Source organism: Nocardia sp. FDAARGOS_372 (assembly GCF_002554515.1).
In the GTDB taxonomy this organism is placed as follows: Bacteria; Actinomycetota; Actinomycetes; order Mycobacteriales; family Mycobacteriaceae; genus Nocardia; species Nocardia farcinica.
Map to the genome: position 1 here is coordinate 5963349 of NZ_PDDW01000001.1, position 14263 is coordinate 5977611.

The window sequence follows — 14263 nt, forward strand, 5'->3', positions numbered from 1 at the left end:
AAGCTGTGCCCGCGGGCGAGACGAACGGGATGCCCCCCATATACCGACCGAGCGGCATGATCAACGCTATGCACCGGCGCGGCGCGGCGGTTCACCCGAAACGGGTGAGCTCCCGGACCCCCGCGGTGTCGTGTCGCTCGCTAGGACCGCCTGTTCGACCTCGGCCAAGGCGGTGCGGATCATCGCGCCGTAGGTGTCGTCGCCGAGTTCGGACAGGTGGGTGCGAGCGGCGGCGAGTTCGCGCAGGGCGGCGTCGAAGGCGCCCAGCCTGCGGTAGTCGTCGGCGAGGTTGAGGTGCAGGGACGGGTAGAAGCCCGCGACCGTGAGCCCGGGGTGGTGTGCCTGCGCGCACTCGTCGGTGAGGCAGTCGGCCGCGTCGAGGGCACGCACGTTCCAGACCAGGGCCTGGGCCGCATCCGGTTGCAGGTCGGCGAGGTGGTGGGCGAGCGTGCAGCGGTGCAGGGGATCGCCGTGCGGACCGAGCGTGCGCCACAGGTCGGTGAGCGCGGTGCGGGCGGCGTCGCGATCGCCCGCCCGGCCGCGCTCCACGGCATCGATGATGGCGGTCATGACGGTGTCGGTCACGGGTTCTCCTGGATCGGTTCGGGTCTCGGGCGGTTCGGTGTCAGTGAGCCGGATCGACGGGCATCACCAGCGTGGTGAGGTCGCCGTCGGTGGCCGAACGCAGGACCACCGGCTGGTCGGGGGCGGTGAGGTCGAGCATCAACTCCGGTCCGAGCGCGTCCTCGACGGCCGGGCGCAGCACACGCGGGTCGAAGGCCAGCCGCAGCGGCGCCCCGGTCACCGTCGCGGGCAGGGTGACCGGAACCGGACCGCCCAGCGCCACGCCGGCCCCGGCGACGACGAGCGGCACGGGCGCGGTGGCCGCTTCAAGCGCGGCCAACAGCGGTGCGCGGCCGAGCAGCACCCGCGTGCGCGCCGGGCCCAGGCCGGCGAGCACGGCGCGGTAGTCGGGGAATTCGGCCGCGATTCCGGGCAGCCGCCGGGAAGACGCGCCGGTCACGATCCGCACGCCGCCCTCGTCCTCGGCGAGGACGAGCTCACCCGGCGCCTCCGCGACCGCGGCGGTGAGCACACCCGCCTCGACCACCGCCGACCACGATCGCTCGACGCCGCGGCGGGGAGCCACCGACCGGGTGGAGAGCCGGTACCGGTCCGTCGCCGTCACCGTCAACCCGGTGTCGTCCACCTCGAGCAGCACGCCGGCCAGGACCGGCAACTCCGGATCGACCACCGCCGCGCGCACCACCTGCCGCACGGCGCGGGCGAACCCGGCGGCGTCGACGGTGACGCCGCCGCGGGCCGCCAGCACCTGCCGCACCTCCCCGGCCACCGCGGCGGCCGCCGCGGCGCGACGGGCCAGCTCGGCCACGTGCCGGTCGAGCACCTCCCTGGCGCGTGCGGCACCGGCGTCGAGAACCTCGGCCACTTCCGGCAAGGGCAACTCGATGCCGCGCAGGCGCCGGATCAGCACCGCCCGCGCGCACTGCTCGGGGGTGTAGTAGCGGTACCCGGTCACCTCGTCGACCACGGCGGGCGCCAGCAACCCGCAGTCGCCGTAGAACCGCAGCGCACTGGCGGTGAGCCCGCTGGCCCGCGCCACCGCGCCGATCGTCAGCAACCCCTGGTCGCGCGTCTCCGTCACGCGGCCATCATGGAGTCTCGACAGACCTGAAGGTCAAGCCGGCGCCGCTCAGCGCCGGTGGGTGCGACCGTGCGGCTCGGCGCAGTGCGGGGCGGTGGCGGGCGCGGCGGCGTGGTCGATCTGCAGGGTGGTGTGCGCGAGCGCGAATTCGCCGAGCAGCGTGTTCTCGATGGCCTGGCGGACACCGTGGCAGTCGGCCCGGTCGTCGACGAGGACGTGTGCCGAGAGCGAGGGTTCGCCCGAGGTGATGGTCCAGACGTGCAGGTCGTGCACCTCGGTGACGTCGGGCACGGCGCAGATACGGGCGCCGATGGCGTCGGGGTCCAGGTGCGCGGGCGCCGCCTCGAGGAAGATCCGCCCGGATTCGCGCACCAGCGACCAGCCCGCCTTGACCATCAGCGCCGCGACGATCAACGCGGCGACGGCGTCGGCGCGCGGGTACCCGGCCAGCCAGACGACCGCGCCCGCGACGGCGGTGCCGATGAAGGCGTACATGTCGTTGAGGATGTGCTGGAAGGCGCCTTCGACGTTGAGGCTGGTGCGGTTGGCGTGACTGATGCACCATGCCGCGGCGATGTTGACCGCGATACCGGCCAGCGCGGTGATCAGCACCAGCGGGCCCGCCACGTCCGGGGGCTCGATGAGGCGGTGGATGCCCTCGTAGCAGAAGTAGGCCGCGAGCAGCAGCAGGGTGATGCCGTTGGCCTGGGCGGAGAGGATCTCGGCGCGCTTGTAGCCGTAGGTGTAGGCGCCCGCGGCGGGACGGCGGGACAGCCGGATCGCGACGAGTGCCAGCACGATCGCGGCGGCGTCGGTGAGCATGTGCGCGGCATCGGTGATCAGCGCCAGCGATTGGGCGATGATGCCGACGACCACCTCGACGGCCATGAAGCCCACGATCAGCGCGAGGGCGATGCTCAGCCAGCGCGGATCGGACTCGGCCGTCACGCCGTGGTCGTGGCCGGCGTGGTCGTGGCCGGTGTGAGCGTGGCCGGTGTGAGCGCGGGCGGTCCGAGCGTGGGCGGTGTCATCGTTTCGCTGCCCACCGGTGCGGCGGCCGCCGTGCTCGTGGCCGTGCTCGTGGCCGCCGGGCGTCGGCGCCATCCGCTGTGCGCCGCTGGAGCCGCACTGTTCTCCCATGCCGAGGTCGTCCCTTCCGTCTCGCGCCGGTCCCGATCGAACGCCGGTCCGATCGAACGCCGGTCCCGATCGAACGCCGGTCCGATCGAATACAGTCGTGATCAACTGAGCTCAGCCTAACTTCTTGACATGCGAATGTCTGCATCCATCTTCGGCGATTCTCCGCGGCACGGCGCGGGCGCATGTCACCGCGGCGGATTACCATCCGTGAGCACCGGGCGGTTCGCGCGCCGGTGCGGATCGTCGCGGCGATCCGGTCGTGGCAGAGGGGATTTCGATGGACAGGCCGTCCTGGGCGCCCGAGGGCGTCGACATGAATCAGGCCAGTCCGGCACGCATGTACGACGCGTTGCTCGGCGGCTCGCACAACTTCGAGGTGGACCGGATGGCCGCCGAGATGGGCAAGCGGCTGGTGCCCGATCTACCCCGGCTGGCGCTGAGCAACCGCGCCTTCCTGCGCCGCGCGGTCCGCTTCCTCGTCGACGCGGGCATCACCCAGTTCGTCGACATCGGCTCGGGCATCCCCACCGTGGGCAACGTGCACGAGGTCGCGCAGAGCCTCGACCCGCGCGTCCGGGTGCTCTACATCGACATCGATCCGGTCGCCGTCGCGCATGCCCGCTCGATCCTGCGTGACAACGACAACGCCGATGCCGTCGAAGCCGATCTGCGCAAGCCCGAGGATCTGCTGGCCCGGGTGCGCGAATCCGGTCTCATCGATCTCGACCGGCCGGTGGGGCTGCTGCTGATCGCGGTGCTGCACCTGCTGGCCGACGACGACCGTCCGGCCGAGCGGGTCGCCGCGCTGCGAAACGCGGTCGTCCCCGGGTCGTACGTGGCGATCTCGCATCTCACCTCGGAGTTGCGCCCCGACGACGCCGCCGCGCTGGGCGCCAGCGCCGCCGACTCGAGCAAGGTGGGCATCCACTTCCGGCCCGCCGCGGCCATCGCCGGTATGTTCGACGGATGGGCGCTGGTGGAACCAGGGGTCGTCGAACTGCCGTTGTGGCGGCCCGAATCCGACCGCGACCGGCACGAGGCGCCGGGCCGCTCGCTCGGCCTGGCAGGAGTGGGCCGCAAGGCCTGACAACGCGCCGAGGGAGGGGGTAGCGGCCGGTGGGCTTGCGTGAGCTGTCGTTACGGTGGGCCGACGCGCTGGACGGCGTCGTGGCCCCCGCGCTCACGCGTACCGAGATCGAGGCGATGCTCGCCGACCTCGCCGAACTGCTGGTCGGCGCGATCCGCGGCCGGGACGAACCCGACGCCGCCCAGGGCGCGGCGGTGATGCTGGTGGCGGCCAATTATCGCGATCCGCTGGCCGTCAGCCGTACCGTGCGGGTGATCTGCACCGACATGGTCGAGGATTGCTGCGCCCGCGAGGATCCGGAGTTCGAACGGTGCCGTGCCAGGGCGGTCGACGTCGCCGCCGAGTTCGCCGCGGGCTTCACCGGTGCGCTGCGCGCGGTCGCGCTGGCCGAGCAGGAGACCACGCTGGGCGCCGCGCTGGCGGCCGCGCAGGAGGCCGAGGCCAGGCGGCAGCTCTCGGAAGCCCGGTTCGAGGCGGTGTTCGCGGGCGCGTCGGTGGGCATCGGCACCATCGATGTGCACGGCCGGGTGCTCGAGGTCAACGCCGCCTTCGCGGAAATGCTCGGCCTGCCGCAGGAGCGGATGCCGGGCCGGTCGGTGGCCGAGCTGATGGGCCCGGCCAATCTCGGCGAGGCGTTCGTGCAGATGCAACGGATGCTGGCCGACGAGATCCGCCGCTTCCGCATCGAGACCCACTATATGCGCCCCGACGGCGAGGTCTCGGTGATCGACCTGTCGATGTCGGCGGTGCGCGATGCCGACGGGCAGGTCCGCTTTCTCATCGGGGTCGCCGTCGACGTCACCGAGCGCAAGCAGCTGGCCGACCGGCTCTGGCACGACGCCAACCACGACAGCCTCACCGGGCTGCCGAACCGGGTGCTGTTCTTCGACCGGCTCGCCGCCGCGCAGGCCCCGATCGGCATCTGCTACCTGGACCTGGACGGCTTCAAGGAGATCAACGACCGCTGGGGCCACAGCGTCGGCGACAGCGTGCTGCACGACGTGGCCCGCCGCCTCAGCGCGGCGGTCGAATCGTGGGGCCTGCCCGCGCGTATCGGCGGCGACGAGTTCATCGTCCTGGTGGAGCGCTGCGAGGGTCGCGAGCAGTTGGACCTGCTCACCCGGCGGCTGCACGCCGCGCTGCTCGACCCGCTCGACGTATTGGGCCAGCCGGTGCGGGTGAGCGCCAGTATCGGCGCGGTGTTCAGCCGGGAGCGGCCCGCGGAGGTCGACGAACTCATGCGGGCCGCGGACGCCGCCATGTACCGGGACAAGCACGCGGCGCCCCGGCCGGGCCGCCGCGGCTGAGTGTCAGTTCCAGGCCAGGCCGTCCTCGCGGCGGAACTGCGGGTGCTCCTCGGCGCGGGTCCACCGACCCCAGGTGGCCTGGCCCTCGTCGTCGCGGCGGATCGGGCTCACCCAGGCGCGTCGGGGCAGCTGGCCGCCGCTGCACGGGCCGTGCGTCACCAGCGGAACCTGCCGCGCGACCAGGTAGCAGTCGCCGTCGGCGCCCGCGCGGGGCAGATATTCGCACAGTTGCTCGGCGGCGTCGGGCAGGCTGGCCGAGGCCACGACGCCGGGGCGCGGGGTGGGTCCGTCGGCCTCGACCACCACGGCCGAGACGGTCCACATGCTGTTGCCGGGCAGCCGCGCGGCCGGGCCGTCGGGTTCGCCCGCACACCGCTGGGACAGGTCGGTGGTGTCCGTCGCCTCGGCCGCGTACGCACTCTCGATCATCTCGCACCTCCGGTGGGACGTGGGCGGGCGCGCTGTGCGGGGTCGAACAACGCACCTCCCGACGTCGATGGATGAGAACAGCCGGTCACAGGTCGGGACATCGTGTGCCCGAAGCCAATTCGAATTGAAAGGAGAACTGGCCTGCAAATCAGTGTATAGCGAACGGCTACTTCTCGCCGCTGCAATCATCCGAGGCGTACGGCCACCGCGGGGAGTCTTTCGATCATCGCGATCGTGAAATCCGCCAGCAGGTCGATCAATCCCTCGCGGTCCACGTCGAGACCGCCGTCCAGCCAGACCAGCACCAGCTCCGCCGCGCCGCCGGTGATCAACTGCGAGGTGGCGGCCACGGCGGCGTCCTGGCCCTCGGGCAGATCCAGCACCACGCGGGTCTGTTCGATGATGGTGGCCGCCACCGTGCGCATGCTCGCGAACCGCGAACGCATCAGCGCTTCGCTGCCGAAGGCCTGCGCGAAGACGATGTGGGCGCGGCGCGGATCGTCGGTGAGGTCGGTGATGAGCGCGGCCACCCCCGCCCTGATCCGCTGGGCGGGCGTGCCGGCGGTGACCGCGATCGCGGTGCGGGCGCTGTCCAGGGCGGAATTCTGCACCTCGAGCTGCAGCGCGATGGCGAGCGCGTCCAGATCGGGGAAGGCTTCGTAGAAGAAGCGCGGGCCCACTTTGGCCTGCTCGCAGACGCCGCGGACGGTCAGCGCGGACAGGCCGTTGGTGCCGACGATGTCGAGCGCGGCGTCCAGCAGGCGCCTGCGCCGGTCCTCGCGCCGCTCGGCGGTGGAGGCGCCGCGATACGTGCCGGTCGTTGCGCGGGTCATCGAGACAGCTTTTCACAGCACGAATCGGGAAACAACTGTGTACGGAAACGCTTGTTTCCGATATGGTCGAGATCACTCGCAGCGTCGCGAAGGGATTCGGCATGAGTCTTCAACTTCCCACCACGGTCAGCGCGGTCTCCGACAACGCCAGGCACCTGCGCACCCGCCTGTCCTGGCAGGCGCAGCGCGCGGGGCTGCAGGTGGTGAAGCGGTATCCGACCCGGATCCGGCCGCTCGCCGAGCCGCCGCCGGGCAGCGGCCTGAAACCGGTGCTCGGTGACTTCGGCCCGCCCGGCATCGGGTACACCCTGCACACCCTCGCCGACCCGATGGGCTTCTCGCGCGAGCGGTTCGAACGCCTCGGCCCGGTGTCCTGGCTCGGCGTGCTCGGCAGGCCGGTGGTGTCGGTGGCCGGTCCGGAAGCGTTCGAGCAGGTGCTGCTCGATCGCGACAAGGTCTACTCGGCCCAGCGCGGCTGGGAATGGCTGATCGGGCCGTTCTTCCACGGCGGGGTGATGCTGCGCGACTTCGACGACCACATGTTCCATCGCCGGATCCTGCAGCAGGCCTTCACCCGGCCGCGGCTGCACGGGTACCAGGACCTGACCAGCCCGCTGCTGCGTCGCGGCATCGAATCCTGGCGTCCCGCAGCCGAATTCCACATCCACACCGCGATCAAGCAGTTGCTGTTGCAGCAGGCCACCGAGGTGTTCGCCGGCGCCGAACTCGGCCGCGAGAGCGTCGCGCTGGCGCACGCGTTCGAGGACGCGGTGCACGGCGGCACCGCGATGGTGCGCGCGAACGTGCCCGGCGGCGTGTGGGCGCGTGGACTGCGCGGCCGCCGCCGACTCGAGGACTACTTCCGCCGCGAACTGCCCGCCAAGCGCGCGGGGGAGGGCAACGACCTGTTCAGCGTGCTGAGCCGGGCCACGACGGAGGAGGGGCACACCTTCACCGACGAGGAGGTCGTGCAGCACATGATCTTCGTGATGCTGGCCGCGCACGACACCAGCACCATCGCCTCCTCGATGCTGGTCTACGAGCTCGGCAGGCATCCGGAGTGGCAGGACAAGCTGCGCGCCGAGGCGATCGGGCTCGGCAAGGAGTCGGTCGGCTACGACGACCTCGACGAGCTGCCGCTGCTGGACATGGCGTTCAAGGAAGCGCTGCGGATGTACGCGCCGGTGGCGCAGCAGGCCCGCGAGACCATCGCCGACACCGCGCTGTGCGGGCACTACCTGCCGCGCGGCACGCTCGTGATGTGCGGACCGTACATGATGATGCGCACCGCGCAGTACTGGCGCGATCCCGACGAGTTCGATCCCGAGCGGTTCGCGCCGGAGCGCCGCGAGGACAAATCGCACCGCTTCGCCTGGGCGCCCTTCGGCGGTGGCGCGCACAAGTGCATCGGCCTGTACTTCGGCGGAATGACGGTGAAAGCCGTGCTGTACCAGATGCTCACGCGGTTCCGCTGGAGCGTGCGGCCGGGCTACGAGCCGCTGTTGGTGGCGGGTACCGGGCCGACGCCCGCCGACGGGTTGCCCATCCGGCTGGAACGGCTCGCGCGATGAGGGTGGTCGTCGATCGGGACCGGTGCGAGGGCCACGGCATGTGCGAGGCGCTGGCGCCGGATCTGTTCCGGGTGGGCGACGACGACGTCGCGCGCCCGCGTACCGACACCCTCGGCCCGGCCGACCGGGACGTGGCCGAACTGGCCGTGGACAGCTGCCCGGTGCAGGCCCTGCGGCTGGAAGGGAGCTGAGCACCGCGCGGCTATACTCCGGCATGGCCGGCTCGACACGACCCAGGCGGAGTTGGGAGCAGATCCATGCGGGAGCAGCGGCGCCCCGGTGGTCCGGCGTTGTCGCGGCGGACCGTGTTGAGCGCGGGCGCCGCGCTGGCGGCGTTCGGCGCGACGGCGGCGTGCGGGCGATCCGAGCGCGTCACCGAGCGGCCGCCCTCGGGTGAGGACCCGCAGACCATCGTCTCCGACGCCTATGTCTTCGGTTATCCGCTGGTGCTCATGGACGCGACCCGCCGGGTCGCGCGGGCGAGCACGCCGGACAACCAGTTCCGGCACGCGGCCGGACTGCCGACCCCGCGACGGCGCGGTCCGGTCCGGCCCAACATGGACACGCTGTACTCGATCGCCTGGCTCGACCTGTCCGCCGGACCGATGGTCGTGCAGATGCCCGAGGTGGAACCGCAGCGCTACTGGGTGCTGCAACTGCTCGACGCCTGGACCAACACCGTGCACAACCCCGGCAACCTGCGTCCCCGGGTGGCGGCGGGTGCGGCGCCGCCCTACACCTATGTGGTGACCGGTCCCGGCTGGACCGGTGAACTGCCCCCCGATCTGGTGGTGTTGCCGATGCCGACCCCGACGGTGTGGCTGCTCGGCCGCATCCAGGTCGACGGACCGGAGGACGTACCCGCGGTGCGGGCGATCCAGGAACGGATGCGGCTGGTACCGCTGGCCGACTGGCCCGCGGGCCGCGACCCCGGTCCCGGGCGCACCGATACCGGCGACGGCGACGTGCCGCCGGTGCAGCAGGTGGCCGCGATGGACCCGGCGGAGTTCTTCGAGCGGTTGTGCGCGCTGATGGCGGTGAATCCGCCCGCCCCCGCCGACGGGCCCGCGCTGGCCCGGTTCGCGCAGCTGGGCATCGCCCCGGGCGGCGCGCTGACCGGGATCTCCGACGACGATCTGGCCGAGGCCGTGCAGGCGGTGCGGCACACCATCGAGGTCTACGTCGATCCGGGGATCCGGATCGACAACGGCTGGCTGGTCGACCCGAACATCGGCGTCTACGGCGACGACTACCTGCGCCGCGCCAGCACGGCCGCCAAGGGCCTCGGCGCCAACCGGCCGGAGAGTGCCGCCTATCCCACCCTGTTCGCCGCGGCCGACGACGACGGCATTCCGACCCGATACCGGCTCACCTTCGCGCCGGGCCAGGCGCCGCCGGTGGACGCCTTCTGGTCGGTGACCGCCTACGACGGCGACGGGTTCCTGGTGCCCAACGACGCGGAGATCTACTCGGTGGGCCATCGGATTCCGGTGCCGCCCGCGCCGGACGGATCGCTGGTGCTGGTGATCCAGCACGCGGACCCCGGTCCCGGCGTGCCCGCGGGCAGTTGGCTGCCGATCCCCGACCGCGGCACCTTCTCGCTGACCCTGCGCCTGTACGCGCCGAGAACCGAAGTGCTGGACGGTAGTTGGCACCCGCCGCCGCTGGTTCCCGTGCCCTGAACGGAGATTCGAGTAGCGCGCTACTCGGGTGCGCTCCCGCGCCCGGATCGATGATCGTCGCCGGAACCGGTCGTGAGGAGGGGTAGGGATGAGCGAGGGACGGAAGGCGTTGTCGCGCGCGCCGCAGGGGGAGCCGCCATTTCGGAGTGCCGGCGCACCCGTACGGGCCGGCAGGCCGGCGCCGCGGCGCTCGGGTGCGCGCTCCGGCGCCGGGATCCAGCGGACGCTGCGCGCGGTGCACGCCGCCGAACGCGCGGCGGCCGCCGACGGGGCGACCCGGTTCGCCGAGCGCGCGGTGCGGATGGCGCTCGAGGTGCTCGACCGCCGCAGACCGGTGGGGCAGCTGGCCGGACTCGCCGATCCCACCGTGCTGGCCGCCGTGCGGACACTGGTGAGCGCGGATCTCGTGCCCGGCCGCGCGCTCGGCTCCGCGGTGCACCTCCGAGTGCGCTTGCGGCTGCTCGACACCGACACCGCGGAGGTCTGGGCCGGCTACGACCGCGGTGGGCGGCACTTCGCCCTGGCCGCGCGGGTGGCCCGTACCCGCGCCACCGGCTGGCGGCTGACCGCGCTGCGCGTGCGCTGAGCGGTTGCCCGAGCGCGGGACATCCCCGCGCGTCGCACCCCCGGCGCGCCGGACTCGACTACCTTGGAACTGGTGCGGCGCTGTTCGGTGTCGATCGAGCTGTTCACGGTGTACCTGTCCGCCGTGATCGGCGGACTGGCGCTCACCACCCCGATCTCGCTGGCCTGGGCACACGGCACCGCCTCCCTGGAGATGGAGCTGCTGGTCTACAGCCTGCCGCGCGCCACCGCGGTCGGCGGTGTGGCCGCGGTCATCACCGCGGTGTTCGCCACGACGACCAGCTCGGCGGTGGTCGCCTGGGGATCCGCGGTCGGCGGCTGCGTCGTCCTGCTGGCCAATCACGTCCTCGGCCAGTACTTCTCGGGATTCGCCCCGCTCACCACCCTGAACTACATCGATTGCCTCGCCGGTGGGGTGCTGCTGGGTGGTCTGGCCGCGGCCGTGCAGTTCCGGCGGCTGCCCACGCTGATGGCCGCGCTCGGCGCGATGACCAGCATCATGCTCAGTGATCTGAGTGTCTCCGACGCGGAGTTCACCGGCACCGCGGGCAACTCGCCGTTGGCCTGGTTCGTGGTGGATTCGCCGTCGCAGTGGCTGTTGTGGCCCGCCACCGCGTTGATCGCGGTGTGTGCCTACACCCATCGCGGCCGGGCCGAGGAACAGGCGATCTCGGTGGAACTTCCGTTGCGCCCGATCGTCGCGGTCCTGCTGATGGCGCTGAGCACGGTGGCGGGTTCGGCGTGGTTGGTCCGGGAGGAGAGCACGATCGCCGACGCGTTGCCGGTGGCGTTGGTGACCGTCGTGACGGCGATGCTCACCGCCTTGCTGCTGCCCGGTCGCGACGGCGAGCTGATCCTGTGCGCGGTGGCGGTGGCGGCCGCGGGCGGCGCCACCGTCGTGTTGCCGTTGACGGGCTGGATGGTGCCGTTGCTGATCGCGGCCGGCGTCGGCGGCATGGTGCTGGGCCGGTACCGGCCGATGCCGCTGGCCGGTGTGGCGGGCACGGCGGGGCTTTCGCTGTTCGCCGTGCTCACCGCACGCCCGGAGGGACCGGTACCGGCCGCCTCGGTGGCCGGTTGCCTGCTGCTCACCCTGGTCACCGGCTACTGCCTCGCGGCGACGATGCCCCGTAGCGGCGCGCCGACGCTGCTGCTCGGGTTGATCGTGCTGTTCCTACCGGGTGTGGTGGTCGCCGTGCGCGCCAGGATCTTCGGCGTGGGTTTCGCGCTTCCCCGGCAGTGGGAGGTGCCGCGCGCCTACGGCCGCTCCGACCTGCTGCTCTACGCGTTGCCGGGCGCCGTGGCGGCGCTGGTGACCGTCGGCTGCGCGCTGGGCATCCTGCTGCTGTGGCGGTGGCGCAAACCCGCCGCCGCCCGGGCGGAGGAGGGAGCCACCGGCGTGGATGTCGGCCGGGCCGACTAACGTCGCGGCCATGCGGCTTCACGTGGGATGTGCGATGTGGACGCATCCGGCGTGGCAGGACCGGCAGGTGCCCTCGGCCCAGCGGCTGCGGTGGTACGCCGAGCGCTGCGACGCCGTCGAGGGCAACACCACCTTCTACGCGAGCCCGTCGCCGGGCACCGTGCGCTCCTGGGCACAGCAGACCGGCCCGGACTTCCGGTTCGTGGCCAAGCTGCCGCGCACGATCACCCACGAGCGCAGGCTGACCGGCGCCGACGCCGAGCTGCGCGCGTTCCTCGATGTGCTGGCGCCGCTCGGGCCGCGCCTGCACACGGTGTGGATTCAGTTGCCCGCGTCGTTCGGGCCCACCGATCTCGGTGCGCTGGCCGCGTTCCTGCGCACGCTCCCGGCCGGTCCGTGCCGCGCGGTCGAGGTGCGCCATCGCGCCTTCTTCGACGACGAACGCGCCGCGGCGGCGCTCGAGCGGGTGCTCGGCCGGGCGGGCGCGGAGTGGACGATCTTCGACACCACCGTCCTGTTCGGCGCACCGCCGCGCGGCCCCGCCGAGGAGGAGGCGTGGGCGAAGAAGCCGCGGGTGCCCCGGCGCACCCGGGCACTGACCGCGCATCCGATGGTGCGCTACCACGGCCGCGACGATCCCGCCGAGACCGTGGCGGGCTGGCAGCCGTGGCTGCCGGTCGTGGCGGGCTGGCTGCGCGAGGGCCGTTCACCGACGGTGTTCGTGCACACCCCCGACAACGCGGGCGCTCTCGACCTGGCCCGGCGCTTCCACACCGAGGTGCGCGCGCTCGTGCCGGAGTTGGACCCGCTGCCCGAACCGGTCGACTCCGAGCCCATGACGCTGTTCTGAGCCCTCGACGCTGTCCCGGCCGCGCTCGGTCGCCGCGCTCAGTCCAGGCCGAGCACGGTGGTGGTGAACGCGATGAACAGCGGTGCCGATCGGGGCACCGCCTCGGGTCCGTCGGTGAGGATCAGCCTGCGGGTGCGTTCGCCGACCGCGTCGGGGATCAGCGAGATCAGCTCTGCCGAGACCGGTGGCACCGAGGGGTCGCCCGCCCTGGCCACCGCGTGGAAGTGCCGGTAGAGGTCGGTGAACCGGTCGACGGCCCGGTTGCGCACCGCCTCGGCGGCCCGTTCGACGCGGAACGCCTCGACCAGCACCAGCCGGGCGAACCCCGGCTCGGCGGCGACGGTTTCGCAGAACGTGGTGATCACCGAGGCGATCTTGGCGCGCGGGTCGGCGTCGCGGGGCAGCTGCGCCAGCTCCCCGTTGATCCGGGCGGCCAGGATGTCGATGCCCGCGTGCACGGCCTCGACGAAGCAGTGTTCCTTGTTGGCGAAATGTTCGTAGAAGGTGCTGCGCGACACCCGCGCCCGGGCGACGATGTCGCTGAGCGTGGTCGCCGGATAGCCCTTGGTTTCGACACAGTCGACGATCGCGGCGATCAGCCTGCCGCGCGGTGAGGTGAGGACGGCCTCCCGGACCGCGCGGTGACGATCGGCGAACTCGCTGTCGGACAACGACTCCCGTTGCGTTGTCGGTGGGCGCATGGCTGCCTCTCTGTCGGTGTGTTGCGCGGGCGCGCCGAACGCACGGGACCGTTCCGCGCGGACCGCCCCGACGCCGCCGCTCGCGGGTTCCGATTATGCGCGCATCGACGCCGGTGGTCGCGTCGTGGCCGCTCCGGCGCGCCCGATCGGCCCATTCGCCCGCCATTATCCGCGGACATGTGCAATCTTGTTACTGCGCAACGGTATTGACAGGGGAAGGTGCGTCGATCATGGCGTCGAACGCGGTGGGGTCACGCCGTGCGGCGCCGGGTGCGCGGACACCGCTGTGGCCGGGCATGATCGCGCCGGGGGCGACCCCGGGCAGGCATCGTGGCCGCCGACCGCCGCGGCGGCGGGGCCGGAGCGCCCGCCCGCACCGGCCGTGGCTGGTGGCCGCCGTCGCCCTGGGGGTCTCGCTGGCCGCGGTCGCGGTGGTGCTCGCCTACGTGGCCTCCGCCGCCGGGCCGCGACAGTCCGCCACGGTGGCCGACCCGGTCCTGGGCGGTGGGCCCGGCTGCGAACCGGTCCGCACCCCGCAACTGGTGCGCGGCAACGGCACCGGATCGACCGCCGACGGCCCCGACGCCGTCCTGGCCTTCCAGTACGCCTACTACGTCACCCGATCCGGCGCGGCCGCCCGCGCGGTCACCACCCGCGACGCCGCCGTCTCCGCGGTCGCGACCATCGACGCCGGCATCGCCTCCGTGCCCCCCGGCACGCGCCACTGCGTGCTGATCACCCCGCTCCCCGACGGCCGCTACGACGTGGTCCTCACCGAAATACGCCCCGATGGCGTGGTGAAGACCTATCGACAATTCGTCACGGTCGCCGACCACGCCGACGGCACCCGCATCACCCGCATCGCACCCCCGGACCGGTGACCCCCGGCCCGGCGCCGGCAGCCGCCCGGGGACGGGCCCGCTGGTCGTGACGATTCGCCGCGAGTCCCATCCGGGTAGGTGAGTCGAGCAGTTATATGAAACGCCCCC

At 72.4% G+C, this 14263-nt stretch carries 16 protein-coding genes; 10 read left to right on the top strand and 6 right to left on the bottom strand.

The features are described 5' to 3' along the window. Positions 1-66 precede the first annotated feature (66 nt). From CRM89_RS27705 to CRM89_RS27715, 3 genes are read right to left on the bottom strand one after another with little or no spacing between them, the layout of a single operon-like run. Entirely contained in the window at positions 67-585 is a 519-nt protein-coding gene (locus CRM89_RS27705; RefSeq protein ID WP_371392030.1) for a hypothetical protein, read from the bottom strand. A 40-nt stretch (positions 586-625) separates the two neighbouring features. Next, positions 626-1666: a MerR family transcriptional regulator gene (locus CRM89_RS27710; protein WP_098086652.1), complete on the bottom strand. Its 1041-nt coding sequence runs from the start codon at positions 1664-1666 to the stop codon at positions 626-628. A gap of 48 nt (positions 1667-1714) precedes the next feature. Then, on the bottom strand, positions 1715-2614 hold the full coding sequence (locus CRM89_RS27715) for a cation diffusion facilitator family transporter (protein WP_041560715.1): 900 nt from the start codon (positions 2612-2614) through the stop codon (positions 1715-1717). 9 nt (positions 2615-2623) lie between these two features. Between CRM89_RS27715 and CRM89_RS31200 the strand changes: the two genes are divergently transcribed. From CRM89_RS31200 to CRM89_RS27725, 3 genes are all read left to right on the top strand, one after another. Next, positions 2624-2926 carry a hypothetical protein gene (locus CRM89_RS31200; protein ID WP_172964586.1) on the top strand — a complete coding sequence of 101 codons (303 nt, stop codon included), beginning with the start codon at positions 2624-2626 and terminating at the stop codon, positions 2924-2926. Positions 2927-3083: 157 nt separating this feature from the next. Then, positions 3084-3893: an SAM-dependent methyltransferase gene (locus tag CRM89_RS27720; RefSeq protein ID WP_011207664.1), complete on the top strand. Its 810-nt coding sequence runs from the start codon at positions 3084-3086 to the stop codon at positions 3891-3893. A gap of 29 nt (positions 3894-3922) precedes the next feature. Continuing rightward, complete coding sequence (locus CRM89_RS27725) at positions 3923-5200, top strand: sensor domain-containing diguanylate cyclase (RefSeq protein ID WP_060592958.1); 1278 nt, start codon at positions 3923-3925, stop codon at positions 5198-5200. 3 nt (positions 5201-5203) lie between these two features. Here CRM89_RS27725 and CRM89_RS27730 read toward each other — a convergent pair whose 3' ends face one another. Together CRM89_RS27730 and CRM89_RS27735 are read right to left on the bottom strand one after the other, a co-directional pair. Next, positions 5204-5629 (bottom strand): hypothetical protein, encoded by a 426-nt coding sequence (locus CRM89_RS27730; RefSeq protein ID WP_011207666.1) that lies wholly within the window; start codon positions 5627-5629, stop codon positions 5204-5206. A gap of 185 nt (positions 5630-5814) precedes the next feature. Further along, positions 5815-6462: a TetR/AcrR family transcriptional regulator gene (locus CRM89_RS27735; protein ID WP_011207667.1), complete on the bottom strand. Its 648-nt coding sequence runs from the start codon at positions 6460-6462 to the stop codon at positions 5815-5817. A 101-nt stretch (positions 6463-6563) separates the two neighbouring features. Between CRM89_RS27735 and CRM89_RS27740 the strand changes: the two genes are divergently transcribed. From CRM89_RS27740 to CRM89_RS27765, 6 genes are all read left to right on the top strand, one after another. Then, the gene (locus CRM89_RS27740) at positions 6564-8033 is read left to right on the top strand and encodes a cytochrome P450 (RefSeq protein WP_228790270.1); all 1470 of its coding nucleotides are present in this window, start codon (positions 6564-6566) and stop codon (positions 8031-8033) included. Continuing rightward, positions 8030-8224 (top strand): ferredoxin, encoded by a 195-nt coding sequence (locus tag CRM89_RS27745; protein ID WP_098086654.1) that lies wholly within the window; start codon positions 8030-8032, stop codon positions 8222-8224. The genes CRM89_RS27740 and CRM89_RS27745 overlap by 4 nt, the downstream gene beginning before the upstream one ends. A gap of 66 nt (positions 8225-8290) precedes the next feature. Next, positions 8291-9715 carry a DUF1254 domain-containing protein gene (locus tag CRM89_RS27750; RefSeq protein WP_098086655.1) on the top strand — a complete coding sequence of 475 codons (1425 nt, stop codon included), beginning with the start codon at positions 8291-8293 and terminating at the stop codon, positions 9713-9715. An 88-nt stretch (positions 9716-9803) separates the two neighbouring features. Further along, complete coding sequence (locus tag CRM89_RS27755; protein WP_127516334.1) at positions 9804-10301, top strand: Rv3235 family protein; 498 nt, start codon at positions 9804-9806, stop codon at positions 10299-10301. A 72-nt stretch (positions 10302-10373) separates the two neighbouring features. Next, a complete protein-coding gene (locus CRM89_RS27760) occupies positions 10374-11723 on the top strand; it encodes a hypothetical protein (protein ID WP_127516335.1) in 1350 nt (449 codons plus the stop codon). A 10-nt stretch (positions 11724-11733) separates the two neighbouring features. Further along, a complete protein-coding gene (locus tag CRM89_RS27765; protein WP_076573587.1) occupies positions 11734-12573 on the top strand; it encodes a DUF72 domain-containing protein in 840 nt (279 codons plus the stop codon). A gap of 38 nt (positions 12574-12611) precedes the next feature. Here CRM89_RS27765 and CRM89_RS27770 read toward each other — a convergent pair whose 3' ends face one another. Beyond that, complete coding sequence (locus CRM89_RS27770; protein ID WP_060592952.1) at positions 12612-13274, bottom strand: TetR/AcrR family transcriptional regulator; 663 nt, start codon at positions 13272-13274, stop codon at positions 12612-12614. A gap of 230 nt (positions 13275-13504) precedes the next feature. On the opposite strand from CRM89_RS27770, the gene CRM89_RS27775 reads away from it, so the two are divergent. Next, the gene (locus CRM89_RS27775) at positions 13505-14155 is read left to right on the top strand and encodes a hypothetical protein (protein ID WP_098086658.1); all 651 of its coding nucleotides are present in this window, start codon (positions 13505-13507) and stop codon (positions 14153-14155) included. Positions 14156-14263 lie beyond the last annotated feature (108 nt).